This window comes from Micromonospora sp. NPDC049801 (assembly GCF_040656575.1).
GTDB lineage: Bacteria > Actinomycetota > Actinomycetes > Mycobacteriales > Micromonosporaceae > Micromonospora.
This window is the reverse complement of record NZ_JBFAMS010000001.1, coordinates 179,555-204,072: the sequence shown is the minus strand read 5'-3', so window position 1 is coordinate 204,072 and position 24,518 is coordinate 179,555. Positions and strand designations below refer to the sequence as shown.

At 71.7% G+C, this 24,518-nt stretch carries 26 protein-coding genes; 14 read left to right on the top strand and 12 right to left on the bottom strand.

What is annotated here, in order from left to right; translation table 11 throughout:
• Nucleotide 1 precedes the first annotated feature (1 nt).
• The gene (gene smpB, locus AB0I89_RS00950) at nucleotides 2-496 is read left to right on the top strand and encodes an SsrA-binding protein SmpB (RefSeq protein WP_357118056.1); all 495 of its coding nucleotides are present in this window, start codon (nucleotides 2-4) and stop codon (nucleotides 494-496) included.
• A 1-nt stretch (nucleotide 497) separates the two neighbouring features.
• Here the strand turns inward: smpB and AB0I89_RS00945 are convergent, their stop codons facing one another.
• Nucleotides 498-1,364: an aldo/keto reductase family oxidoreductase gene (locus AB0I89_RS00945; RefSeq protein ID WP_357118053.1), complete on the bottom strand. Its 867-nt coding sequence runs from the start codon at nucleotides 1,362-1,364 to the stop codon at nucleotides 498-500.
• Nucleotides 1,365-1,506: 142 nt separating this feature from the next.
• On the opposite strand from AB0I89_RS00945, the gene AB0I89_RS00940 reads away from it, so the two are divergent.
• From AB0I89_RS00940 to AB0I89_RS00920, 5 genes are all read left to right on the top strand, one after another.
• The gene (locus tag AB0I89_RS00940; protein ID WP_357118050.1) at nucleotides 1,507-1,950 is read left to right on the top strand and encodes a helix-turn-helix domain-containing protein; all 444 of its coding nucleotides are present in this window, start codon (nucleotides 1,507-1,509) and stop codon (nucleotides 1,948-1,950) included.
• Between the two features lie 97 nt (nucleotides 1,951-2,047).
• Nucleotides 2,048-2,473, top strand: coding sequence for a TOBE domain-containing protein (locus AB0I89_RS00935; protein ID WP_357118047.1), 426 nt, complete (start codon nucleotides 2,048-2,050; stop codon nucleotides 2,471-2,473).
• Nucleotides 2,470-3,270 (top strand): molybdate ABC transporter substrate-binding protein, encoded by an 801-nt coding sequence (gene modA, locus AB0I89_RS00930; RefSeq protein ID WP_357118044.1) that lies wholly within the window; start codon nucleotides 2,470-2,472, stop codon nucleotides 3,268-3,270. The genes AB0I89_RS00935 and modA overlap by 4 nt, the downstream gene beginning before the upstream one ends.
• Nucleotides 3,267-4,082 carry a molybdate ABC transporter permease subunit gene (modB, locus tag AB0I89_RS00925; protein WP_357118041.1) on the top strand — a complete coding sequence of 272 codons (816 nt, stop codon included), beginning with the start codon at nucleotides 3,267-3,269 and terminating at the stop codon, nucleotides 4,080-4,082. Before modA ends, modB begins: the two co-directional genes overlap by 4 nt.
• Nucleotides 4,083-4,138: 56 nt before the next feature.
• Nucleotides 4,139-5,206 (top strand): ABC transporter ATP-binding protein, encoded by a 1,068-nt coding sequence (locus AB0I89_RS00920; protein ID WP_357119402.1) that lies wholly within the window; start codon nucleotides 4,139-4,141, stop codon nucleotides 5,204-5,206.
• A gap of 212 nt (nucleotides 5,207-5,418) precedes the next feature.
• Here the strand turns inward: AB0I89_RS00920 and AB0I89_RS00915 are convergent, their stop codons facing one another.
• The 4 genes from AB0I89_RS00915 to AB0I89_RS00900 are packed head-to-tail and all read right to left on the bottom strand — an operon-like array spanning nucleotide 5,419 to nucleotide 8,193.
• On the bottom strand, nucleotides 5,419-5,832 hold the full coding sequence (locus AB0I89_RS00915; RefSeq protein WP_357118037.1) for a type II toxin-antitoxin system prevent-host-death family antitoxin: 414 nt from the start codon (nucleotides 5,830-5,832) through the stop codon (nucleotides 5,419-5,421).
• A 42-nt stretch (nucleotides 5,833-5,874) separates the two neighbouring features.
• Nucleotides 5,875-6,444 carry a GNAT family protein gene (locus AB0I89_RS00910; protein WP_357118033.1) on the bottom strand — a complete coding sequence of 190 codons (570 nt, stop codon included), beginning with the start codon at nucleotides 6,442-6,444 and terminating at the stop codon, nucleotides 5,875-5,877.
• Nucleotides 6,445-6,501: 57 nt separating this feature from the next.
• The gene (locus AB0I89_RS00905; protein WP_357118030.1) at nucleotides 6,502-6,942 is read right to left on the bottom strand and encodes a hypothetical protein; all 441 of its coding nucleotides are present in this window, start codon (nucleotides 6,940-6,942) and stop codon (nucleotides 6,502-6,504) included.
• A 33-nt stretch (nucleotides 6,943-6,975) separates the two neighbouring features.
• Nucleotides 6,976-8,193 carry a hypothetical protein gene (locus tag AB0I89_RS00900; protein ID WP_357118027.1) on the bottom strand — a complete coding sequence of 406 codons (1,218 nt, stop codon included), beginning with the start codon at nucleotides 8,191-8,193 and terminating at the stop codon, nucleotides 6,976-6,978.
• Nucleotides 8,194-8,350: 157 nt separating this feature from the next.
• On the opposite strand from AB0I89_RS00900, the gene AB0I89_RS00895 reads away from it, so the two are divergent.
• On the top strand, nucleotides 8,351-9,910 hold the full coding sequence (locus AB0I89_RS00895) for an NAD(P)/FAD-dependent oxidoreductase (protein WP_357118025.1): 1,560 nt from the start codon (nucleotides 8,351-8,353) through the stop codon (nucleotides 9,908-9,910).
• Between the two features lie 31 nt (nucleotides 9,911-9,941).
• On the opposite strand, the gene AB0I89_RS00890 is transcribed toward AB0I89_RS00895, so the two are convergent.
• Nucleotides 9,942-10,367: a hypothetical protein gene (locus AB0I89_RS00890; RefSeq protein ID WP_357118022.1), complete on the bottom strand. Its 426-nt coding sequence runs from the start codon at nucleotides 10,365-10,367 to the stop codon at nucleotides 9,942-9,944.
• Nucleotides 10,368-10,514: 147 nt separating this feature from the next.
• Nucleotides 10,515-11,435 (bottom strand): RNA polymerase subunit sigma-70, encoded by a 921-nt coding sequence (locus AB0I89_RS00885; RefSeq protein WP_357118019.1) that lies wholly within the window; start codon nucleotides 11,433-11,435, stop codon nucleotides 10,515-10,517.
• Nucleotides 11,436-11,571: 136 nt separating this feature from the next.
• On the opposite strand from AB0I89_RS00885, the gene AB0I89_RS00880 reads away from it, so the two are divergent.
• Nucleotides 11,572-12,288: a DUF899 family protein gene (locus AB0I89_RS00880; protein WP_357118016.1), complete on the top strand. Its 717-nt coding sequence runs from the start codon at nucleotides 11,572-11,574 to the stop codon at nucleotides 12,286-12,288.
• A gap of 188 nt (nucleotides 12,289-12,476) precedes the next feature.
• Here AB0I89_RS00880 and AB0I89_RS00875 read toward each other — a convergent pair whose 3' ends face one another.
• The 4 genes from AB0I89_RS00875 to AB0I89_RS00860 all read right to left on the bottom strand — a co-directional run bounded on the left by AB0I89_RS00875 (nucleotide 12,477) and on the right by AB0I89_RS00860 (nucleotide 17,655).
• The gene (locus AB0I89_RS00875; RefSeq protein ID WP_357118013.1) at nucleotides 12,477-13,733 is read right to left on the bottom strand and encodes a cellulose binding domain-containing protein; all 1,257 of its coding nucleotides are present in this window, start codon (nucleotides 13,731-13,733) and stop codon (nucleotides 12,477-12,479) included.
• Nucleotides 13,734-13,768: 35 nt separating this feature from the next.
• Complete coding sequence (locus AB0I89_RS00870; protein WP_357118010.1) at nucleotides 13,769-15,235, bottom strand: cellulose binding domain-containing protein; 1,467 nt, start codon at nucleotides 15,233-15,235, stop codon at nucleotides 13,769-13,771.
• The gene (locus AB0I89_RS00865; RefSeq protein WP_357118007.1) at nucleotides 15,232-16,293 is read right to left on the bottom strand and encodes a pectinesterase family protein; all 1,062 of its coding nucleotides are present in this window, start codon (nucleotides 16,291-16,293) and stop codon (nucleotides 15,232-15,234) included. The genes AB0I89_RS00870 and AB0I89_RS00865 overlap by 4 nt, the downstream gene beginning before the upstream one ends.
• 114 nt (nucleotides 16,294-16,407) lie before the next feature.
• Nucleotides 16,408-17,655, bottom strand: coding sequence for an MFS transporter (locus AB0I89_RS00860; RefSeq protein WP_357118003.1), 1,248 nt, complete (start codon nucleotides 17,653-17,655; stop codon nucleotides 16,408-16,410).
• 118 nt (nucleotides 17,656-17,773) lie between these two features.
• Between AB0I89_RS00860 and AB0I89_RS00855 the strand changes: the two genes are divergently transcribed.
• The 6 genes from AB0I89_RS00855 to AB0I89_RS00830 all read left to right on the top strand — a co-directional run bounded on the left by AB0I89_RS00855 (nucleotide 17,774) and on the right by AB0I89_RS00830 (nucleotide 23,754).
• Nucleotides 17,774-18,712 (top strand): LysR family transcriptional regulator, encoded by a 939-nt coding sequence (locus AB0I89_RS00855; protein WP_357118000.1) that lies wholly within the window; start codon nucleotides 17,774-17,776, stop codon nucleotides 18,710-18,712.
• Nucleotides 18,713-18,959: 247 nt separating this feature from the next.
• Entirely contained in the window at nucleotides 18,960-19,346 is a 387-nt protein-coding gene (locus tag AB0I89_RS00850) for a YciI family protein (protein ID WP_357117997.1), read from the top strand.
• Entirely contained in the window at nucleotides 19,346-20,572 is a 1,227-nt protein-coding gene (locus AB0I89_RS00845; RefSeq protein WP_357117994.1) for a sigma-70 family RNA polymerase sigma factor, read from the top strand. Before AB0I89_RS00850 ends, AB0I89_RS00845 begins: the two co-directional genes overlap by 1 nt.
• A gap of 51 nt (nucleotides 20,573-20,623) precedes the next feature.
• Nucleotides 20,624-21,565 (top strand): PaaX family transcriptional regulator C-terminal domain-containing protein, encoded by a 942-nt coding sequence (locus AB0I89_RS00840; RefSeq protein ID WP_357117991.1) that lies wholly within the window; start codon nucleotides 20,624-20,626, stop codon nucleotides 21,563-21,565.
• Between the two features lie 199 nt (nucleotides 21,566-21,764).
• Nucleotides 21,765-23,027: a cellulose binding domain-containing protein gene (locus tag AB0I89_RS00835; RefSeq protein ID WP_357117986.1), complete on the top strand. Its 1,263-nt coding sequence runs from the start codon at nucleotides 21,765-21,767 to the stop codon at nucleotides 23,025-23,027.
• 73 nt (nucleotides 23,028-23,100) lie between these two features.
• Entirely contained in the window at nucleotides 23,101-23,754 is a 654-nt protein-coding gene (locus tag AB0I89_RS00830; RefSeq protein ID WP_357119399.1) for a GNAT family N-acetyltransferase, read from the top strand.
• Between the two features lie 26 nt (nucleotides 23,755-23,780).
• On the opposite strand, the gene AB0I89_RS00825 is transcribed toward AB0I89_RS00830, so the two are convergent.
• The gene (locus AB0I89_RS00825) at nucleotides 23,781-24,263 is read right to left on the bottom strand and encodes a hypothetical protein (protein ID WP_357117983.1); all 483 of its coding nucleotides are present in this window, start codon (nucleotides 24,261-24,263) and stop codon (nucleotides 23,781-23,783) included.
• Nucleotides 24,264-24,518 lie beyond the last annotated feature (255 nt).

Genomic DNA, 24,518 nt, shown 5'->3' with positions numbered 1-24,518 from the left:
GGTGAGCCCGTCCCGCAAGCCCGAACGCCGACTCATCGCCTCGAACAAGAAGGCGCGACACGAGTACACCGTGCTGCGCACGTACGAGGCGGGCATCGTGCTGGTCGGCACCGAGGTGAAGTCGCTGCGCGAGGGGCGGGCATCGCTCGTGGACGCGTTCGCGCACGAGCGCGACGGCGAGATCATGCTGTACGGGCTGCACATCGCCGAGTACCGCTACGGCACCTGGACCAACCACGCGCCCCGCCGTAACCGCAAGCTGCTGCTGCACCGCTCCGAGATCGGCAAGATCCTGGAAAAGGTCCGCGAGGGCGGGGTGACGCTGGTGCCGCTGTCGATGTACTTCGACAACGGGTGGGCCAAGGTCGAACTGGCCCTGGCCAAGGGCAAGCGCACGTACGACAAGCGGCAGTCCCTCGCCGAGCGCGACGCCAACCGCGAGATCGCCCGGGAGCTGGGCAGACACCTCAAGGGCCATCCCCGCCCCAACTCCTGAGTCAGCGTCCGATCGTGTCCAGCTCGACGAGGTCGTCGTCGGACAGGACGAGGGCCGCGCCCGTGATGTTCTCGCGCAGGTGTGCCACGGACGACGTGCCGGGGATCAGCAGGATGTTCGGCGACCGCCGCAGCAGCCAGGCGAGGGCGACGGACATCGGTGTCGCCTTCAGCCGCGTGGCGACGGCCGAGAGGACGGCGGACTGCAACGGGCTGAAGCCGCCCAACGGAAAGAACGGCACGTAGGCGACGCCCTGGTCGGCGAGCGCGTCGATCATCTTGTCGTCCTGGCGGTGCGCGAGGTTGTACATGTTCTGCACGCACACGATCGGCGCGATCGACTGCGCCTCGGCGACCTGCTCCGGCGTCGCGTTGCTCACCCCGAGGTGCCGGATCAGGCCCTGCCGCTGAAGGTCCACGAGCGCGTCGAGCGCCTCCGCCACCGGCCCGGGTTCGGGGCCCTCGGCATTGCCGAGCCGCAGGTTCACCAGGTCGAGCAGTTCGAGGCCGAGCGTCTGGAGGTTCTCGTGGACAGCCCGGCGCAGGCTCTGCGGGTCGCGGGCAGTGGGCCAACCGCCCTGTTCGTCGCGGATCGCGCCGACCTTGGTCACGATGTGCAGCGACTCGGGGTACGGGTGCAGCGCCTCCCGGATCAGCTCGTTGGTGACGTGCGGCCCGTACGCCTCGGCGGTGTCGATGTGGGTGACGCCCAGTTCGACGGCCTCGCGAAGCACGGCGAGCGCGCCGTCCCGGTCGGCCGGCGGTCCCATGACCCAGGGGCCGGCGAGCTGCATCGCGCCGTAGCCGAACCGGGTGACGTCCAGGTCGCCCAGCCGGAAGGTGCCGCCGGGGAGAGAGTGGGAAGCCATCTTCGCTACCTCTGACTTTCGCATCGCACCGCGCGGGGCGCCGGTGCCGCACTGTTACCGGAACCAACTATCAGGGGGTAACTTCCTGATGGAAAGTAGGCACCTCGAAGTGCGTAACTCACCCCCAGGAAGGAGCAGGGCGATGGCGACGGCGACGGCGGCCCAGAAGAGGGCGCAGGCCAAGTCGGAGTACGACGCGTTCCTGGCGCAGTGCCCGAGCCGCAAGCTGCTCGACCGGATCGCGGACAAGTGGGTCACGTTGGTGCTGGCCGCGCTCCGCGGCGCAGGCTCGCCGCAGTCCGGTGCCGACTGTGCCGGCGAACCCCGGCCGATGCGCTACTCGGAACTGTCGCGCCAGCTCGCCGGTGTCAGCCAGAAGATGCTCACGCAGACACTGCGCTCGCTGGAGCGGGACGGTCTGATCACGCGCACCGTGGAGCCGACCGTGCCCGTCACGGTCACCTACGAGCTCACCGACCTGGGCCTCTCCCTGCACGAGGTGGTGCGGGGCCTGAAGGCCTGGGCCGAGACCCACATGGACGACGTGTTCGCCAACCGCGCGACGTACGACACCCGGGCCAGCTGAGCCCTATCGCAACTGCGACCGAGAACCGCGCACGCGTACGCAGAATCGGCCCTGTTTGGCTCTTCTTCCTCGCAGATGCGGCGGCTATGGTTTTCCGGTGACGACCTTCCGGATCGGCGCGGCGGCCGACCTTCTCGGCGTCAGCGCCGACACGATCCGCCGCTGGGTGGACGCCGGGCGGCTGCCCGCCGGGCGTGACGAGCACGGCCACCGGATCATCGACGGCGTCGACCTCGCGGCGTTCGCCCGGGCGCAGGCCGCCGACCCGGACGCGGGCGCCGAGTTCTCCTCGGCGCGCAACCGGCTGCGCGGCATCGTCGTCGACGTCCGCAAGGACACCGTGATGGCCCAGGTCGACATCCAGGCCGGCCCGTTCCGGGTGGTGTCGCTGATGAGCCGGGAGGCGGTCGACGAGCTCGACCTGCGGGTCGGCTCGGTCGCCGTCGCCGTGATCAAGTCGACCACCGTGGTGGTGGAGCGGGCCGCGCCCACCGCCCCGGCCGGAGCGAGGGGGAACGGATGAGGCCTCGGGCCAGATTCGTGGCGCTGGCGCTGGCGCTGGCGGTGGCCGTGCTGGCGACGGCCGGCTGCGACCGCGCCGGCGACCCGGCGACCGGGGGTGACACCCGGGACGGTCGGGTCAGCGGCACGGTGACCGTGTTCGCCGCCGCCTCGCTGACCGAGTCGTTCACCCGCATCGCGAAGGACTTCGAGGCCGCCAACCCGGGCGTCACCGTCACCCTCAACCTCGCCGGCAGCTCGGCCCTGGCCAACCAGATCACCCAGGGCGCTCCGGCGGACGTCTTCGCCTCGGCCGCGCCGAAGAACATGGCGACCGTGACGCAGGCCGGTGACGCCGACGGCACGCCGTTCGTCTTCGCCCGCAACCAACTGGTGGTCGCGGTGCCCAGCGGCAACCCGAAGGGCGTGACCGGTCTCGCCGACCTGGCCCGTCCGGGCGTGAAGGTCGCGCTCTGCGCCGAGCAGGTGCCCTGCGGCGCGGCGGCGCGTACCGCCCTGACCGCGGCCGGCGTCGCGCTGACGCCGGTCACCCTCGAACAGGACGTCAAGGGTGCGCTGGCCAAGGTCAAGCTCGGCGAGGTCGACGCGGCCCTCGTCTACCGCACGGACGCCCGTGCCGCGAGCGCCGACGTGACGGGTGTCGAGTTCCCCGAGTCCGCTCGGGCGATCAACGACTATCCGATCGTCGCGCTGAAGAACGCGCCCAATCGGGCGGGCGCGCGCGCCTTCGTCGCGTACGTCCGCTCGACGCCGGCACAGGCGGTCCTCGCCGAGGCGGGGTTCCAGGCGGCGTCGTGAGCCTGGTCCGCGAGCCCACCACCTCGCGACGTCGTTCGAGGGTGCCGGCGGCGTTGCTGATCCCGGCCGGGCTGGGCCTGCTCTTCCTGGTCCTGCCGCTGGCCGGGCTGGTGGTCCGGGCGCCATGGGCGACGCTGCCGCAGCGGCTCACCGCGCCGGGGGCGCTGACGGCGCTGCGCCTGTCGGTGCAGACCGCGACCCTGGCCACGTTGCTCTGCCTGCTGCTCGGGGTGCCCCTGGCGTGGTTGCTGGCCCGGGTCGACTTCCCCGGCCGCCGGCTGGCCCGCGCCCTGGTCACCGTGCCGCTGGTGCTGCCGCCGGTGGTCGGCGGCGTGGCGCTGCTGCTGGTCTTCGGCCGACGCGGGCTGCTCGGCGGCTGGCTCGACGCCACGTTCGGCGTCACCCTGCCGTTCACGACCGCCGGCGTGGTGCTGGCCGAGGCGTTCGTCGCCATGCCGTTCCTCGTCATCGCCGTCGAGGGCGCGCTCCGCGCGGCCGACCACCGCTACGAGGAGGCCGCCGCGACGCTGGGGGCCAGCCGGTGGACGACCTTCACGCACGTCACGTTGCCGCTGGTAGCACCCGGGATCGCCGCCGGCGCGGTGCTGTGCTGGGCGCGGGCACTCGGCGAGTTCGGCGCCACCATCACCTTCGCCGGCAACTATCCCGGGCGTACGCAGACCATGCCGTTGGCCGTCTACCTGGCGCTGGAGACCGACCTGGAGTCGGCCATCGTGCTCAGCCTGGTGCTGCTGATCGTCTCGGTGGGCATCCTGGCCGCGCTGCGCGACCGCTGGATGGCGGCCCCGTGACCACGCCGCCACCCAACCAGAGGCCCGTGACCGCGCCGCCGCCCAACGACCAGCCCGTGACCACGCCGCTGTTGGATGCCCGGCTGGTCGTCGACCGGGGCGCCTTCCGGTTGGACGTACCGCTGCGGGTCGCACCGGGTGAGGTCGTCGCGCTGCTCGGGCCCAACGGGGCCGGCAAGACCACCGCGCTGCGCGCCCTGGCCGGGCTGCACCCGCTCACCGCCGGGCACGTCACCCTCGACGGTGTCGACCTGGACCGGCCGGCGAGCCGGGGCTGGGTGCCCACCGAGCGCCGGCCGATCGGCGTGGTCTTCCAGGACTACCTGCTGTTTCCGCACCTCGACGCGTTGGACAACGTGGCGTTCGGGCCGCGCCGGCACGGCATTGACCGGCGGGCGGCACGGGCCACCGCGCGGAGCTGGCTCGACCGGGTGGGCCTCGCCGACCAGGCGCACCGGAAGCCCCGCCAGCTCTCCGGCGGGCAGGCGCAGCGGGTGGCGCTGGCCCGCGCGCTGGCCGTCGGACCGTCGCTGCTGCTGCTCGACGAGCCGCTGGCCGCCCTGGATGCCCGTACCCGCCTGGAGACCCGCGCGCAACTGCACCGCCACCTGGCCGCGCACCCGGGTGCGACGGTGCTGGTCACCCACGATCCGCTGGACGCGTTGGCGCTGGCCGACCGCCTGGTCATCGTCGAGGGCGGGCGCGTCGTCCAGGAGGGCGACGGCCCGAGCGTCACGGCCCGCCCGCGCACCGACTACGTGGCACGGCTGGTCGGGCTGAATCTCTACCGGGGTCGGGCCGAGGGCCACGGCGTACGTGTCGCGCCGGAGTTGACCCTGAGCGTGGCCGACCGGCTCGACGGCGACGCGTTCGTGGCGTTCCGCCCGGCGGCGGTGGCCCTGCACCCGTCGCGACCTGACGGCAGCCCCCGCAACACGTGGGCGGGCACGGTGAGCGGCGTCCAGCGCCACGGCGACAACGTGCGGGTGCAGGTGGACGGACCGGTCGGCGTGGCCGCCGACGTCACGCCGGCCGCGGCGGCCCAGCTCCGGCTGATCCCGGGCCAACGGATCTGGGTGGCGGTCAAGGCGACCGAGACCCACGCCTACCCGGCGACGAGCTGACCCCGCCGCACGACGAACGGACCGTGCCCGCTCTGCCGGCCTCGGGGTGTACAGGGCGAGGCCGGACCGTGTGCGGCCACCGCCGCACGGCGCCCAGGCCGACGCCGGACCGGGCGTGAGCCGCCGCCGGACCGGGCGCGAGCCGCCGCCGCACGGTGCGCAGGGCCAGGCCGGACCGGGCGCGAGTCGCCACCGGCCCCGGTAAGCGGAGGTCAGTCGGCCAGCAGGTCGGCGTGCGCGGCGCGCAGCCGGGCCAGCGTCGGGTCGCTGCCCGGGACGACCCGGCGGTCCAGCTCGGCCCACACCTCCGCCAGCACCGCGCGGACCGCGCCCAGCTCGGCGGCGTGCCGTTGGCTGCTGCGACGGTGCTGCTCGTCGAGGCGGCGGGCCCACCCGGCGGTGACCGCGGCGAGCCGGTCGGCGTCGGCGCGGGCCTGGGCGGCGCTGCGGGCCGCGGCGGCGGGAACGATCGCGGCGACCGGGCGGGGATCGCCGTCGCGGGTGACGACGGTGACCGCGTCGGTCAGCTCGGCCAACGCGACGAGCTGGCTGAACCGGGTGCGCGCCTCGCGCAGCGGCACGGAGCGCGGCGGGTCGGGATGCGGGGTGAGCGCGGGGATGGCCATGAATGCATGCTGCCGCCCGGGTACGACAGAAATCCGTCGTCGTCAGTGGACGGTGGGTGGTGGCACGGACGCGGCCCGCCACTCGTCGGCCAGCACCGACCAGATCTCCAGGTCGATGCGACCGTCCAGGCCCGGGTAGACCTGACGCAGGGTGCCGTCGTGGCGCAGGCCCAGCCGGCGGGCCAGGGCGATGCTGCGGACGTTTGCGGCGTTCGTCCGCCACTCGACGCGGTGGATGCCGCGCTCCCGCACCGCCCAGTCGACGACCCGCCGAATCGCGGGGGCGACGAAGCCCTGGCCCTGCGCCGCCGGCTCCACCCAGCAGCCGACCTCGCACAGGCCCACCGTGACGTCGAACGACACGAACATCACCCCGCCGACCAGCGTGCCGCGCCACCACAGGCCCCAGATGCCGCCGGCGTCGGCCGCCCAGCGGTCGGCGTAGCGCTGCAACACGGCCCGGGCCGACGGCAGGTCGGTGGCGACGAAGGACGGCGCCACCCAGGGACTTATGTGATCCCGCGCCCGGTCGAGATGGGCGAGGAACTCCTCGGCCCGCCAGGGGTCCAACGCGCGCAGCTCGACATCCTCGTTCAGCGCCAGGGCGAACACCGGGCCTCCCCCGAAGTTGGCGACGACGGGTACCAGGCTCGCACAGGGTCGCCGGTGCTAGACCGGCAGGTGCGTCCGCAGGGCGGCGAACTGGGCCACCGTCAGGTACGAGGGGTTGGCCGCCTGCGGCTGTCGGAGCACCTCCAGAGCGGCGAGCCGGTCGTCGGCGCGCAACACGCCTCGGGGCACCCGGTCCGGCTCGGCGAGGATGGGCAGCTCCACGGGCACCGACCAGGGTCGCCCCGGTGGCCCCGGCTCGGCCGGCCCGGTGACCCGGCCGACGCCCCACACCCCGTACGGCAGGCGGGCGCGGCTGCCACTGGCCCAGAACACCACGGGCTGCCCGGTCCGCATCAGCCGGGCGCGGTAGCCGGGGCGTACGCACCAGCTCGTCACCAGGGGTTCGCGGGCGAAGCGGGCGGCGAGGTCGACGGTGTCCGCGTTGCCCTTGATCAGCCAGGCGCCCAGGTCGTCGAGGCGTACCCGTGGCTCGGTCATCGCCTCATCCTGCCCCGACCGACGTCCGTCCAATCAGATGATCATGTGGGTCCAGTAGGTGAGCCAGAGCACGAACAGCGCGCCCTGCACGAGGGCGAGCGCCGCCGTCAGCCACCCGTCGACGCTCGCCCGGCGGGCCCAGCTGGCCAGCACGAGGGCCACCGGGAACGCGGCGAGCAGGTAGCGCAGCAGGCTCTTGTAGACGGCGGGGCCCAGCGACAGCGGCACCACCACCATCAGCACGCCGTAGACCAGGTAGGGCAGCTCCCGACGGCGGAACCCGGCGGCCAGGACGGCCAACACGACCAGGGCGAACAGGACCCGGGCGGCGTCGCGCGGCTCGCCGGTGAGCCCGCCCAGGACCACCGGAAGCGGGTTCTGCGTCTCGATCCCCCAGCCGGCCTTCTGGGCGTGCTGGTAGGCGAACCAGTCCCCGCCCCGCCATTTGCAGAACGCCATGAAGGTGAACCATCCGGCGGGCAGCAGCAGTAACGGCCAGCCGGTCCGCAGGTATCCGAGCAGGGCACGCGGACCGAGCCGCCAGTCGTGCTGGCGCAGCAGCACGAGCGCCAACGGCAGGACGACGAGCAGTCCGAGAGACCGGCTCATCGCCAGGAAGTAGCCGACCACGCCGACCACCAGCCACCGGCGACGCTCGGCGTAGTAGAAGGCGGCCAGCGCGAGGCAGACGAACAGCGACTCGGTCAGCGCGGCCTGGAACAGGAACGCCGTCGGCAGGAGCACCAGGTAGCGGGTGAATCGACGAGCCGCGTCGGCGTCGGCGAACAGCAGCTCGGCCAGCCGGTAGCCGTACCCGAGGACGCCCAGGAACGCGACATTGCTGATCAACAGCAGGGCCAGCGCGTTGTCGCCGCCCAGCAGCGCGCCGACCGGCCGGGCGAGGAAGGGGTAGAGCAGTGGAAAGCCGAAGTCCCCCCACGGTCGCCCGGTCAGCGGCAGCTCGCTCAGCCGCAGGTAGAGCAGCGCGTCCCAGGCGAACCAGAAGGAGATCCACCGGTGCCCGGAGATCTCCCGCTGCTGCGCCCACATCAGCGCATCGTCCGGCGGTGGCGCCCCGGGGATGCCGTCCCAGGCGTGCAGGACCAGGAGGCCGAGCAGGGTCAGCAGCAGCTTCGCGCCGAGAAAGAGCCCGATCAGGTACGGCCAGGGAGGCGGCACCCGGCGGACCAGTCGCGCGCCCGCCTGGACCAGCGCCGTCGCGCGCCGCCGGCCGCCCCGCCACCGGTGCATCCGCCCCGCTCCCCCGGTCCGCCGAACCGCCCGCCGCCCTCCCCGTTGTACGCCCCGGCAGACCTCGCCGGAGGAGAAACCCACCAGGACCAGAGGTGACATCCCGGTCATAACGGGTACGCGGGCCGCCTCGACCAGCAACAGGGAGTACGGCGGCATGAGCGAGCAACACGGCACGGTGGTCATCGGCGCGGGGCCGGCGGGGCTCACGGCGGCGTACGAGTTGCTCCGGCACGGGCGGCCGGTCCAGGTCTTCGAGGCCGATGAGGTGGTCGGCGGGATCAGCCGGACCGTGGAACGCGACGGGTGGCGCTTCGACATCGGCGGACACCGGTTCTTCACCAAGGTCCCCCGGGTGGAGGCGTTCTGGCACGAGATCCTGCCCGACGAGGACTTCCTGACCCGGCCCCGGATGAGTCGGATCTTCTACCGGGGCGCCCTGTTCAACTACCCGCTGAGCGCGTCGAACGCGCTGCGCAACCTGGGTCTGCCGGAGGCGGTGCGGTGCCTCGCCTCGTACGCCCGGGCGCGGGTTCGCCCACCTCGCGACCAGTCGCACTTCGAGGGCTGGGTGTCGGCCCGGTTCGGCTGGCGGCTGTACTCGATCTTCTTCAAGACGTACACCGAGAAGGTCTGGGGGATGCCCGCGGACCGGCTGCGGGCCGACTGGGCCGCGCAGCGGATCAAGAACCTGTCGCTGGCCACGGCGATCCGCAACGCGGTGCTGCCCGGACGCCGCCGCACCGACGTGACCAGCCTGATCGAGGAGTTCCAGTACCCGAAGTACGGGCCGGGGATGATGTGGGAACGCTGCGCCGACCAGGTACGCCAGCGCGGCGGGGAGGTGTCGACCGGTACCTGGGTGACCGCCGTGCACCGCGACCCGAAGCGACGCCGGGCGATCAGCGTGACGGTCAACGGCGCGGGCGGGCAGCGTACCGAGCCGGCCGACGACGTGATCTCGTCGATGCCGATCTCGGAGTTGGTCGCCGCGCTGCGCCCGCCGGCGCCCCCGCACGTGCTGGCCTGCGCCGCCGACCTGCGCTACCGCGACTTCCTGACCGTCGCCCTGGTGGTGCCGGCCGAGTTCTCGTTCCCCGACAACTGGATCTACGTGCACGATCCCGCGGTGCGGGTGGGCCGGATCCAGAACTTCGGCTCCTGGTCGCCGTACCTCGTCAAGGACGGGCGCACCTGCCTGGGCCTGGAGTACTTCGTCTTCGAGGACGACGAGATGTGGCGTACCGCCGATGCCGACCTGGTGGCCCTCGCGACCGCGGAGCTGCAGCGGTTGGGCCTGGTCCGCCCGGGGGTGGTCGAGGCCGGCTACGTCGTGCGCATGCCGAAGGCCTATCCGGTGTACGACGAGCGCTACCAGCACAACGTGGACGTGATCCGGGCGTGGCTGGCCGAGGCCGTGCCGAACGTGCACCCGGTGGGACGCAACGGCATGCACCGCTACAACAACCAGGACCACTCGATGCTCACCGCGATGTTGACCGTGGAGAACATCGTCACCGGCAGCGCCCACGACATCTGGTCGGTCAACGTGGAGCAGGACTACCACGAACAGTCGACCACCGGCGGCGCGCTCCGGGGCACGGGTCGGGACGCGCCGGTGCTGCCGAGCCGGATCATCACCGCCCCGATCACCGCTCCCGAGGGCGTCCGCGCGGCCGGCGACGGCGGCCGATCCGCGCAGGCGCCGCTGGTCTGACGGACCGGGGCTCGTTACGCGAACGCCGGCGTCAGATCGGGCCGCTGGTGTAGATCTCCGTGCTGCTCTCGTTGCCGATGAACGGGTTGTTGACCGCCCACAGCAGGCCCTCGTCGTACTCCGGCACGTCGAAGTTGCACATGACCCAGCCGGCGTCCGCGCCGCTGCTGTTGATGCACTGCCGGCTCCAGTCCGGTCCCTGGATCGTGCCGGCGGCGGGCGCGCCATTCGCCTTGGTGTCCTTCACCCAGACCCGGTCCCCGTACGCGGCGAAGCACGCCTTGGCGCCGGTCGTCGACACGCACCACACGTCGACATCGTTGGCCGCCGGCGGCGCACCGCTCGGCGTGCCCGTGGCCGCCGACGCCGCCGAGGCGGTGCCGACCAGAACGAGGGCCACTGTCGTCGGCACCATGACCAGGGCACCCGCCAACCGCGTGCTCGGCTTCCCACGCATCCCCGTCAACTCCCCACATCCACCATGATCGTCATTCCGGTGCTGGACGATAGCAGTCGGGCCGTCGTTGAAGCCGATGTGGACGGTGGCACATCATGAGGGCGGCCCACCCGCCAGCCGCGTCCCCAACCTCTCTGGACAGAACACCTAGGGCTCGAGTGTGGCGGGCATGCTGAAGGCGGCGACGTGACGGGCACCGATGAAGGCGTTGCTCTCTACGATCTTCCCGTTCTCGATCCGGAGTACGTCGACGACCAACGCCTCGTAGTGCGGGCTGCCGGGCCGGCGGAGATAGTTGATCAGCGCCGGGCGCCCGTTGGCCGAGGTGGGGAACGTACGCCAGTCGAGCGGTCGGCCGAGGAACTCGGCGGCCGCGTCGATCCCGACGACCGGCGGCTCGGGCGGCATCGTAATCCGTACGTCCTCGGCGAGCAGTGACCGGATCGTCTCCGGGTCCTTCGCGTTGGCGTAGCGGCGCAGGATCTCTTCGTCCTCGCTGGTGAGCTGCGGGCGGCGCCAGTCCTGTGGGTCCGACGGAGCGCGCCCGCGGAGGGTGTGGCGGGCCCGCTGGAGGAGGCTGTTGACGGCCGCCACGGCGGTGTCGAGCGCGGCGGCGATCTCCGGCGGCGTCCAGCCGTGGACGTCGCGCAGTACGAAGGCCGCCCGCTGCCGTGGCGGCAGGTACATGAGCGCGGCTATCAGGGCCAGCTCGACGGTCTCCCGGGCGGCGAGACCGGTCTGCGGATCGTCGGCCAGCAGGGCGTCCGGATAGGGACCGAGCTCGGTGGACCACTCCAGCGGATCCCCGGACGGTACCGTCCGGTGACCGGCCGCCTTGCGGCTGTCGAGGAAGACGTTCGTGGCGATCCGGTAGAACCAGGTGCGCGCCGACGCCCGACCCTCGAAGCGGTCGCGAGCCCGCCAGGCACGCAGGAATGTCTCCTGCACCAGGTCGTCCGCGTCGGTGACGTTCCCGGCGAGGCGGTAGCAGTGCACGTGTAGCTCGCGCCGGTGCTCGTCGAAGGCGCGCTGCAGCCAGACCGCCTGCTCGTCGGTCGAGTCGGACATCTGATTTCCCCGGGGCTGAATGATCCTCACCACTGTACTGACGACCGCAGACCCCATCCGTCATCGGTCGCCGATGACGATCGCCGACTCGGTCGTCTGTACCTGTAACCGATCCTCACCTACTAAGGAGAACGCCATGACGGCAACCCCCGCCTTCAGCGCCGCCGCGCCCCCGGTCGTCGACCGGGAGACCTGGCTGCGCGAGCGCGACGAACTGCTGGTCCGGGAGAAGGCCCATACCCGCGAAGGGGACGCGATCGCAGCCGCTCGCCGTCAGCTGCCGATGACCTTGATGCCGACGGTGACGGTCCAGGGTCCCGGCGGGGACACCCCGCTGGTGGAGGTCTTCGAGGGCCGCCGGATGCTCATCGCCTACTTCCACATGTGGCACGACGACAAGCCGTACGAGCACCAGTGTGAGGGGTGCACCTTCTCGACCTGTCACATGCAGACGCTGGACTACCTGCACGCTCGGGACGTCACCTACGCCGTGTTCTGCCAGGGCCCCTACGACGAAAGTGCCCCGTTCGCGGAGTTCATGGGCTACCCGTTCCCCTGGTATTCGGCGAGAGACTCCGACCCGGCTCTGGCCGACGGTCGTGACTTCGGGTTCATCGCCTGCTACCTGCGCGACGGCGACAACGTCTACGAGACCTACTGGACCACCGGGCGGGGCGTGGAGGCGTTGATGACCACCTACCACGCGCTGGACCTCACCGTGTACGGCCGGCAGGAGAACTGGGAGAACTCGCCGGAAGGCTGGCCGCGGGTCACCGGGCACCCGTGGCGTCTCAACGGCCGCCCCACCGCGCAATGGTCACGCCCCGGCGTTACGCCAGCGGTGACGACCTGATGATCGAGGTGATCATGCTCGGGTCGACCGCGGTGTCGACCTGCTGCTCGGGCATCCTGCCCATCGTGAGGAACACCTCGACGCCGCCGGGCGTCGTCCGGGCCCGCCGCAGGCCGACCAGTTCTTATGAAACAGGCCCTAGGCGTGATCCGGCCACCGCGCCGGCCCGATCAGCAAAGCGGTGGCTGTCATCTCAGGTAGGCAGCGAGTGGGATGTTCTGCGCCCGCAGGGCGGTGGCGACCAGGCCGGCGATCTGTCTGGCCCCGGCGGTCTCGAAGTGGGTGTGGTCGTTGCAGAAGAACGCGCCCACCGCGCCCGTCGAGTAGTCACCGTTGTTCGGGCACAACCGGAGCGAGTTGTAGAGCGCCACGCTCCTGGCGTGCAGGTCGATGACCGGTACACCGTTGGCGGCGGCCGCGGCCGTCGTCTCGGTGACGAAACCGCGATTGCCGACGGCGGTGTTGCCGCTGCAGGTGATCGCCGCGACCGGGGTGACGAAGATCGGCTTCACCCCTCTGGCCTTGGCGGCCGTCGCCATCACGCCGAGCAGTTCCTTGAAGCGGTTGGCGCCGACGTGTCGCGGGCAGGCCGAGTCACCGTCGTTGATGCCGAACTGGATGATCAGGTAGTCCCCGGCCTTGAAGCCACTGCCGCTGTCCAGCATCGCCGACCATCGCGCGCTGTAGGCGGTCGAGCTGAGCGCGCACTCGCCGGCCGAGTTCTTGGTGGAGGTCACATTGCCCTCGTACAGCCAGGTCTGGATGCTGCGACCGCCGACGGCGCTGTTCTGCACGGTGACGTTGGACGTGAGGTAGGACGCGAACTGGCTGCCCCAGCCGATCGGACAGGAACTGGCGTTCATCATCGTGGAGTCGCCCGCCATCCACACCTTGGTCGGCGCGGGCGTCGGTGACGTGGAGGGGCTGGCCGGCGGCGTGCTCGGGCCGGTGCAGGGTGTCGGCGCCGGGGATGGCGTCGATGTCGGCGACGGCGCGGTGGGCGACGGCGTCGGCGCGGTGGGCGTCACTGCCGGTGGACCGGCACAGGTGGTGCCGTTGAACGAGAACGACGACGGCACCGGGTTGCTGCCGCTCCACGAGCCGGTGAAGCCGAAGTTGACCGACGCGCCGGTGCCGACGGCACCGTTGTAGCTCACGTTGGTGGCGGTGGCCGCCGAGCCGGTGACCGTGAGGGTGGCGTTCCACGCCTGCGTCACGCCCTGCCCGGGAGCGAAGCTCCACGCCAGGCTCCAACTGGTCACCGCGTCACCGAGGTTGGTGACGACGACATCCGCGCCGAACCCGCCGGTCCACTGGCTGGTGACCCGGTAGTCGACAGCGCACGCCGGGGTGGCGGCCTGGGCGGTGGCGATGCCGAGCCCACCGGCCACGACGGTCAGGACCGTTGCCGCCAGAACCACGAGACGCGATCGGCGAACCGTCATCGGTTTACTCCTGCCTCGATCGGAGGCGCTCGCCATCACGTGACGGCGGCGCACGGGGAGCCGTTGAGGGCGAAGCCGGTCGCTCCGCCGAGCGGGCTGTCGGTGATGAATCCGAAGCTGGTCGAACCGGCGGCCGGGATCACCGTGTTCCAGGCGACGTTCACCGCCGTGGCCGCGGCGCCGGACTGGGTGACCGTGGCATTCCAGGACTGCGTGATCCGCTGACTGCCCGGCAGCGACCAGGTCAGTGTCCACCCGTTGATTCCGACGGTGGAGGTGTTGTTGAGCGTCACGTCGAACTGGGCGCCCGTACCCCAGTCACCGGTCTTGCGGTAGGTGACCGCGCAGGCCGCGCCCGCGGAAGGCGTCGGCGCGGGCGTCGTCGGCGGCGGCGTGGTCGGCGCGGGCGTCGTGGGGGGCGGCGTGGTCGGCGCGGGCGTCGTGGGGGGCGGCGTCGTCGGGGCCGGGGTCGTGTTCAGTCGTGCGCTGAGGATCGGGGCCAGCCGGTCGGTGATGGCCTGGTGGCCGGCGTCGTTCGGGTGCACCGAGTCGCTCAGGCCCCCCGACGGCAGCCAGCCGGTGGTGTCCAGGTAGAACACGTTGGCGTCGCCCGCGGCGTTGCGCGCCCGCACCGCCGCCTCCGTCTCCGTCGCGTACCGACCGATGAACGTCCGCATGGCGAAGAGCTTGGCGTTCGGGAACCTGGCCCGGATCCTTGTCAGGAAGGTGGTGTACGCCGTCTGGAAGGCGGCCGCGCTCACGCCGTGGCTCTTGTCGTTGGTCCCCAGGTTGATCACCACGCCGTCGGCGGTGTAGCGGGAGAAGTCCCACGGGTCGGTGCCGACCTGGCCACCGGAGGACATCCAGTAGCGCGTCTCCTGCGCCCAGCACCCATCGGTAGTCTCGGCCAGACACATGCCACCGATCGCGATCTGCGTGTGGTCGTAGCCGAGCCGCTCACCGACCTTGAAGCCGTAGTCCGTCACGGCGAGTTGACTGCTCGTGGCCCCGGCGGTGATCGAGTCGCCGACGAACTCGACCAGCTTGGGGCGGGTCGGTGGCGCGAAGGTGCGCGCGCCGGAGTCGAGGATCAACCCCTGGAAGACCGCGTCACCGGTGTAGGAGCCGGCCACCTGCCGGTAGCTGACGATCAGCGTGTGACTGCCGGCCGCCAGCGCGGTCGGCGTCAGGTTGATCGTGCCGGAGCCGGTGAAGGAGGTGAACGCCCCACCGTCGATGCTCGCCCAGAGTTGGATGGTGTTGCGCTGCCGGAGCTTCACCGTTCTGCCGGTGAACCCGACGCGCAGGTACGCGCCGGCCCAGTAGGGCACGTAGGCCGAGGCGTTCGTCCTGTTCCACCGGCCGACGAAGCTGATGTTCGAGTCGGCCGGCGTGCCGTCGCCGGCCGCGGCCTGGGCGCTGAGCACCGGCAGGCCGGCGGCGAGCACCCCGGCGGCGACCGCGATGAGGGCCGCGCTACGCAGGGAACGGATCGTCGTCATCGGATCGGGTTCCAGCCGTCGGTACCCGCCAGGTAGGCGGTGGGTGTGTACTGGGTGGCGGTGGAGGCGCTCATCTGCGGCCGGTTGGCGTTGATGACGGCCCCGGGCCCGGTGCTGCCGTACTCGGCGAACCGGGCGTTCCGCCACGAGAAGCCGGACATGTCGGTCCACGGGTCGGTGCGGATGTGCGCGCCCATCGTGACGCCCCGGTAGAGGACCTGACCGCGGGCGTTCACGTCGCCGCTGGGGTGCCAGGGCCGGCCCAGGTAGACGGTCCTGGCGGGAGCGTTGCTGGTCAGGGTGGTTCCCCAGAACAGGAAGCCGAACTTGTTGTTGATGTCGGTGGCCGCGGCGGTGAGGTAGCCGTTGTTCGACGACGAGCCCCGCGTCAGCGAGTGCACGGTGCCGTTCTGGAAGACCATGGTGCCCCGCCCGAAGATGAAGTCGACGTCACCCTCCACGTAGGAGTTTCGGACGTAGAGACGCCGGACCGAGCTGACACTGGGCGCGTTGACCAGCAGGGTGTCCTGGTTGCCGAGAACGCGGACGTTGTCGAACTGCACCCGGTCGCCCGAGGTGTTGACAGCGACGGCCTGCTCGGCGTCGAGAGTGTTGGCGGCCTCGTCGAAGTCGTTCGACATGGTCAGGTTCCTGATCGTGGTGTCGTTGGCGTTGACGAAGACCGAGGCGCTGCCGGACGTGCCGTACGTACCGCCACCGGGCTTGGTCTGGCCGGAGGCATGCCCGTCGACGATCACCACCTGGGCGGCGGAACTGCCGGCGCCGACCAGGGTGAGGTAGGGCTTGTTGGCGGGAATGGTGACCACGCCCCGGTAGGTGCCGGGTTTGATGGTGATGGTGACCGGCACGCCGTTGTTCGCCGCGACACTGTCGATCGCCGCCTGCACGGTCGTGTAGGTGCCGCTGCCGTCGGCGGCCACGGTGATGGTCGTCGCGGACGCGGACGCGGACGCGGCCACCGGGACCGCGGTGGCGAGGGCGCACCCCGTCAGCACCGCCACCGTGCGCAGCCCAAGCACCCTGCCGGACGTGGTCATAAGCGTTCTCCGATCCCCGGGTCACTGCCGACGACCATGTCGACTGGCAGACGACGACGTTAAGTGAACGTTAACATCGACGTTCGGGAATATAAAGCGGATGTCCGCGGAAGGTCACCCGACCCGGACGTCGCGCCCGGACGTACTGGCCTCGGGGGCCACCGACGGTGTCCGGCTGGGCAGCAACAGCGGGGTGGCAAGCAGCAGGACTCCGGAGAGCGTGATCGCGGCGAGCGGGCTGGTGAGCGTGGCGAGAAGACCCCAGCCCACCATCAGGGCAGCCTGCAGGAGCTTGCCGACGGCACTCCACGTGCTGAGCACCCGCGCGGCGTGACCCGCGGGGACCCGGCGCAGGCGTTCGGTCGCGTAGATCGGATTGAAGACTCCCATGCACGTGATCAGCAGTCCCTCGACGACGATCACGGTGACGAGTCCGGGCACACCCGGCTGGACGAGGGCGAGACCGAGTGGGAAGACCGAACGCAGCCAGCCAAAGACGATCATGACTCGGTGTCGGCCGTGGCGGCTCACCAGGCGCGCGGAGAGGCGGGCGCCCAGCAGCCCACCGAGCGCCGGGATGCCGAAGGCGAGGCCGTACTGCCACGCCGGCAGGTGGTACTGGCCCAGCAGGAGCACGGCCAGCAGCGGCGCGGTGGCCATGATGAGGCCACCGACCAGAATCGAGTTGAGGAACAGCCCGCGCAGGACGCCGTCGCCGAGGATGAGCCTGCCCCCGTGCAGCAGGTCCGCGGGCCGCAGCCCCGCAGCGCGGCCACGAGGTGTGGCGACGTCGCCGCCCCGCACACGCAGGATCGCGAACGCGGACAGCAGGTAGCTGACGGCGTCGGCCAGGACGGTCACGACCGGACCGAGCAGCCCGGCGAGCGCGCCACCCAGGGGCGGCCCGGCCGCGGTCGCCACCCAGGCCGTGCCCTCGAACCGCCCGTTGGCCGCCAGCAGGTCCGCGCCACGCACCAGATGTTTCAGGTACGCCCCGGACGCGGCGGAGAAGGCGATGCCCGCAGTCCCCGAGATGATCGACACAACCAGCAGTTGACCGTACGACAGAAGCCCGAGGCCGTACGCGGCCGGGACGCTGACCATCGCGACGAAGCGGACGAGGTCCATCGTGATCATCACCGGTCGCTTCGCGCGGTGCTCGACCCATGGCCCGAGGGCAAAGGCCACCACCGCCGCGACCGCGAGACCGGCCGCCTCCAGCACCGCCACGGCGACCGCCGAAGAGTCCAGAACACGGACCGCGATCAGCGGAAACGCACCGAAGGCGAGCCAGGTGCCATACGTGCTGGCGGCGTACGCCGACCACAGCCAACCGAAATCGCGCCCCAACCGCCCCCGCATGCGACCCTCCCGAATCCACCGACATCCGGGGGCAGCACAACTCTCGCGCCCGCGCGGAAGCAAACAACTGGGATCCCGCGAGCCACAACCAGCAGTTGTGGATGGGCATAATAAGCCGGTGGATACCGAGGCGGTGCGGTCGTTCGTGCGGGCGGCCGAGTTCGGGCAGTTGCAGCACGCGGCCGACGAGCTGGGGGTGACGCAGCAGGCGATCTCCAAGCGGATCGCGGCGCTCGAACGCGCCCTCGCGGTCCGGTTGTTCACGCGTACCCCCCGAGGGGTCGAGCTGACACTCGACGGCCAGGCGTTCCTCCCGCACGCCCGGGGCATCGTCGCCGGGGTGGACCGCGCGGTCGCCGCGATCAGGCCCGGCTCGCGGGCCCTGCGGATCGACGTGCTCGGCCTGCGCTCCGCGCAGGCCGTGGTCCTGCACGACTACTGGCGCTCCCATCCGCAGACCGACCTCGACGTCGTGACACTGCGGGTCAACGACCCGCGCGAGGCGGTCGCCGCCATCCAGGCGGGCGACGTCGACGCCTCGTTCCGGTCCGTCACCGATCCGACGACGCTGCCGCGCGACGTGCGGATGGTCCACGCCTTCGACTCGGCGCTGGAACTGCTCGTCGGCCCACGGCACCCGCTCGCCGCCGCGCGCACGCTGACGCCGGCCCAGCTTCGGGGGCACCGGATCTGGGTGCCGGGCATCGCGCCACGCAGCGAGTGGGCGGACTTCTACGACCAGCTCACCGAGGCCTTCGACCTACGGATCGACGCCGCCGGGCCGAACTTCGGCAACGAGGTGCTCCTCGACGTCCTCGCCGAATCCCCCGACGTGGCGACCCTGGTCGGCGCGCGCGACAGGTACCTCTGGCCGGCGACGCACGACCTGCGCCGCATCCCGATCGCGCGCCCGACGCTCGCGTACCCACTCTCGCTCCTCCTGCGCCGCGCGAACCCGCACCCGGGGCTACGCGCGGTGCTCGACCACTGCGCAGGGCTGACGCCGCTGCCCGCGCCGACCTGGCGTCCCTCCTGGGCGTGGGGTCCTGTTTCATAAGGGCGGTCGAGCCGAGCGGAGTCCGAGCGTCCATCCGGCGGCATTGCGGTGGCGTCCGGGGACGCCGCCGACGAGGTCGAGCAGGGTCGCCGTCCGCGTCGACCTGTGACGGCCCGCTTCGCGGCATCGGCGCGAGTCCGCGCCGCACCGTCGGAGAATTCTCTGCGACGGTGTCGATGCGCGGTCAGCTCGTTCGACGAAGAGGCGCGAGGGGCGAGCGGCGACCCCGCCGAAGGAGGAGAAGGCAATGGCGAAGTACATGCTGATCATGCGGGGCACCGACGAGTCGAACGCGGCCATGATGGCGTCGATCGACGAGGCGATGGCCGCGACCGGCCAGTTCATCGAGGAGATGCTGAAGGCCGGCGTCCTCCTCGCGGCCGAAGGACTGGACGATCCGGGCCAGGGCGTCGTGGTCGACTTCGGCGGCGACGCCCCGATGGTCACGGACGGCCCGTACGGCGAGACCAGGGAACTGTTCGGGGGCTACTTCCTGCTCGACGTCGACTCGAAGCGGGAGGCCGTCGAGTGGGCCACGCGCGTCCCGGCGGTCCGCGGGTCCAAGATCGAGGTCCGGCGGGTGGCGGAGGCCGACGAGGTCCCGCCGGGCAGCGGGAACGACGGCGAGATTTGATGGGTACGGCCGACGTCGAGGCCGTCTGGCGGGTCGAGTCGGCGCGGATCGTCGCCGCGCTGACCCGGTTCACCGGCGATCTCGGGCTGGCCGAGGACGCCGCCCAGGAGGCGGTGGCCGAGGCGCTGGTGTCGTGGCCGCGCGCGTCCCCGGCCAATCCGGCCGGCTGGCTGATGGCCACGGCCCGTCGACGGGCCATCGACACGATCCGCCGCCGGAGCGCGCTGCGCGAGCGGTACGCCCTCCTGGCGACCGACACGGCGGTCGGCTCGGCGCTGGACGAGGAGGTGGACCCCGACCGGATCGACGACGACATCCTCGCCCTGATGTTCGTCAGCTGCCACCCGGTGCTCTCCCCCGAGGCCCGGGTGGCGCTGACCCTGCGCGTGGTCGGTGGGCTGTCCAGCGAGGAGATCGCCCGCGCGTTCCTCGTGCCCGTGCCGACCGTGCAGGCCCGCATCACGCGCGCCAAGAAGACCATCGCGGCGGCCGGGGTGCCCTTCGAGCTGCCGCCGTCCGGCGAGCGCCGGGCACGGCTGGGCGGCGTGCTGCACGTCCTGTACGCGATCTTCACCGAGGGGTCGACGGCCACGTCGGGCGACCACCTGCTGCGCCCGGACGTCGCGTACGAGGCGATCCGACTGGCCCGTGCGCTGGCGGCGCTCCAGCCCGACGAGGCGGAGGTGCACGGCCTGCTCGCGCTGTGCGAGCTGACGGCCGCGCGTTTCCCGGCCCGGGTCGGCCCGGACGGCACGCCGGTCCTGCTCGAGGATCAGGACCGACGGCGGTGGGACGCCGCCGCGATCGGCCGGGGGCTGGCCGCGCTGGCCAGGGCATCGACCGGTCGCCTCGGCCCCTACGGTCTACAGGCCGCTATCGCCGCCACCCACGCGTCGGCGCCGTCGGTGGAGGCGACCGACTGGACCCGGATCGTGCGGCTCTACGACGCGCTCAGCCGGGTCGCGCCGTCACCGGTCGTCGAGCTCAACCGGGCCGTCGCCGTGGCCATGGCCTCCGGTCCGGCGCGGGCGCTGGCCATCGTGGACGAGCTGGTCACCGCCGGCCGACTCCCCGGATCACATCTGGTCCCGACCGTACGCGGCGAGTTGCTGGCCCGGCTCGGTCGGCGGGCGGAGGCCCGCGCCGAGCTGGAGGCGGCGGCCGGGCTCTGCGCCAACCAGCGCGAACGATCGGTGCTCCTGCGCAGGGCGGCCGCGCTGACCTGACGGGCTGCACACCGCCCGGTGCGGCAATCTGGTGAGGTGAACGGTGATGACGTGCGAGCTCCCCGAGCGCAGACCGGGTCCAGCCCGCAGCACCTGCTGGCGACGGTACTCGGCGAGTATCTCGACTCGGCGGACGCCGACCTGCCGTCGGCGGCGGTCATCGCGATCCTCGCGGAGTTCGGGGTCAGCCAGTCCAGTGCCCGTGCCGCCCTGTCCCGACTGGTCAAGCGGGGCCTGATCGCGATGAGGGCGAGCCGACGGCCCCCGGTCTACCACCTGACGCCCGAGGCGATCGCCCGGCATCGCGTGCGGATGCGGCACTTCCTGACGTTCGGCGCTCGGCCACCACACTGGACGGGCGACTGGGTGCTGGCCTCCTTCTCGATCCCGACTTCCGGGCAGGCGTCGCGGCACGCCGTACGCAAAACACTGGGCGCGCTACGTTTCGCGGGCCTGTACGACAGCGTGTGGATCCGGCCGGGATCGGACGCCGCGCCGGCGCAGGGGGCGCTGAGCGAGCTGCTGGACCAGGTCGAGGGCGCCCGGTGGTCGGTGATGCACGTCCGGTTCGACGAGGAGTCCGGACCACACGGTCCGGCCGGCGCGTACGACCTGGCCGCTCTCGCGTCGGAGTACTCGCGCTTCATCCGGCGGTACGCGCCGCTGCGGGCGGCCGTACGTGACAACGAGGTGGACGCGGCGCGGGCGCTGGTGGCCCGGACCTCGGCCATGGACTCCTGGCGGCGGTTCGCCGACATCGACCCGGACCTGCCCGACCACCTGCTGCCGAAGCCGTGGCCCCGCCAGGAGGCCAGGGACACCTTCCTGGAGATCCACTCCGCGCTCGGCGCGCTCGCGCAGGCGCGGCTGGTCGAGGTGGCGACACCGCACTGGCCGGACGCCGCCGCGTGGATCACCCACTTCGAGGCCTCGGAGGACCTCCCGACGGCCGGGTCGGGTGGCATCGGGCCGGCACGCCGAAGCCGGCGTTGAGACCTCTCCAGACATTGACACTTTTCGTTGCGGCAGTGATAGTAACTGCACACCGCTCCCATCGGATCGCCTGTGGGGACCCCGCCGGGTGGTCGACACGTACCTATCGACCTGGCCCGTGGCCTGCGCTCGCCGCGCGAACGTACCGCCGCCACCGCCGCCGCGGGGAGCCCCACCGTGACATCCGTTGGAGGCGCGCATGAGAAGAAGATCGAAGATCTACGCGGGGTTGGCGGCCGCCGTGGTGCCGATCGCCTCGATGATCATTACGCTCGGCGCGACGCCGGCCGATGCCGCCGTGGGCGGTTCCGGCCCCTACCCCGCCGACTACGAGACCTCGGCCAGCCTGACCAACCACACCATCTTCCGGCCGCAGACGCTTCCGTCCGAGCGCCTGCCCATCTTCGTCTGGGGCAACGGCGGCTGCTCGGCCAACGGCCTCTCGCAGGGTAACTTCCTGCGCGAGATCGCCTCGCACGGCTTCCTCGCCATCGCCAACGGGGCCCCGAACGGCTCCGGCTCCACCAACTCCCAGATGCTCACCCAGTCCATCGACTGGGCCATCGCGGAGAACTCCCGGCAGGGCAGCAAATACTTCAACAAGATCGACACGACGAAGGTCGCGGTCGCGGGCTTCTCCTGCGGCGGGCTGGAGGCGTACGCCGTCTCCAACGACCCGCGCGTCACCACCACCGGGATCTTCAGCAGCGGCCTGCTCAACGACGCCGACGACTACCAGCTCAGGAGACTGACCAAGCCGATCGCCTACATCATCGGCGGGCCCAGCGACATCGCCTACCCGAACGCCATCGACGACTGGGGCAAGCTGCCGTCCACGCTGCCCGCCTTCATGGGCAACCTCAACGTCGGGCACGGCGGCACGTACGACCAGACCAACGGCGGCGAGTTCGGCCGCGTCGCGGTGCTCTACCTCAAGTGGCGGCTCAAGGGCGACACCACCGCCGGCGCGAACTTCGTCGGGCCCAACTGCGGCCTGTGCCGTACCCAGTGGACGGTCCAGCAGAAGAACCTGACGCTGGACGGCGACACGCCGCCGACCACGCCGCCGCCCACAACTCCCCCGCCCACGACTCCGCCGCCGACCACGCCGCCGCCCACGACTCCCCCGCCGACCACGCCGCCGCCGACCACGCCGCCGCCGACGGGCGCCGCCTGCACCGCGACCTACGCCGTGCAGGACCAGTGGAACGGCGGCTTCGTCGCCAACGTCACCGTCACCGCCGGAAGCACCGCCCTCAGCGGCTGGCGGGTCACCCTCAACCTGCCCAGTGGCGCCTCAATCACCTCGCTGTGGAACGGTGTCGCGACCGGTAGCAGCGGGACCGTCACCGTCGCGAACCAGAGCTACAATGGACGACTCGCCGCAGGCCAGAGCACCAGCTTCGGATTCCAGGGCACCGGAAACGGCAGCGGCACCACCGCCACCTGCACCGGCAGCTGAGATCGGCGCAACCCGGCGGCCGGCGCGTCACGCGCCGGCCGTCGGCGCTTCCCACCGAACCGAGGAGACCACGATCGCCGGCAGCACCCTGGCCGACATCCTGCGAGCGGCAGCGAACGGGCACTTCCCGCCGGCCGACGGCGGGACCACCGTCGTACCGCAGCCGTGCCACCGCGACGCCGGCGTCATCGCGTTCACCGCGCACTCCGTGGTGTTCACCAACGAAGACCCCGAATGGGTACGCCACACGCTGGCGGCCATCGACTGCGACGGCCTGGCGGCCACGATGAATCCGCGTTTCCTCGTCGCGCTGCTCGACCGCACCGGGCGCCGCACCGACACCATCGACCTGCTGACCGTCGCGAGTCCGCTAACCGGCCCGCCCCCGCTGCGGCTGACCGAAGTCCCGGACGCCGGTCACGCCCGCGCGGGCCGGGCTCGTCGCCGTCGTGACGACGTCCGGGTCTGGGCCGCCGACGGCGGGGTGGTCGTGCTGGGCCGAGGCGTGGCGGGCCGCTGGGAGACGGCGATCGAGGTCGACGAGGACTGCCGCCACCGGGGCCTGGGGCGGGCGCTGGCCACGGCCGCCCGACATCTCGTACCCGATGGGCAACCGCTCTGGGCACAGCAGGCGGCCGGCAACGCCCGCAGCGTGCGCGCCTTCCAGGCGGCCGGGTTCCGCCCGGTCGGCGCGGAGGCGCTGCTGTTGGCGACGGCTGGGGCGTAGCTCAGGCCCAGAATGTGCTGGCGAGTTCAGGACGACCTCCACACCTGAAACGTCTGCTGGAGTCGCCACTCCCCGTCGGGCTGTCGCGCCTCGTTGCGCCAGCGGAACTCGTCGGCACCGATGTCGGAGAAGGTCCACCGCAGGTCACCGCCGTCGAGCACGATCTCGTCGCCGACCCGGGACGCCAGGAAGGTGTGTGTCCGCCGGCGGGCCGGGCCCACCCACGTCGAACGCCACACCCCCGCACCCGCCGACGGGTCGGGGAACCGCACGCTGACGCCGTGTTCGACGCCCGGCAGGATCCAGACGTCGGTGGTCGCCCGCCCGCCGAGCGCGTACCCGAAGTGCCACTCGCCACGACGGACGGTCGACGACCCGTCGGGTTCGTACTCGGTGCAGTCCAGCGTCCAGGAGCCCGCGAACTGCCCGAACAGGCTGAGGTCGACACCATCGGCCGGGCCGTCCGCGAGGAAGGCCGCGCCGACGACGCCGGAGAGATCGATCGCCATGCCGGAGACGATAGCCAAACGTCCGAGCTTCGCGTTCGCTTGGCGGTAGGTGGTGGTCACGCACGTGAGAAGGCATCGTGTTAGCCTCTTGATGCGCCCCAGATGGGCCTACCCCCGGAGGTTCTGGCTACTTCAGCCGCCATGCCGAGATCGACGCGTACGCGTCTCCCGCATGGGTCCGGAGCGTTCTCGCCTCCGGGGTCTGTCAATTCAGTACGGCTGCTGGACGCCGTGTGCTTCCGGTCGGGTCTTCGG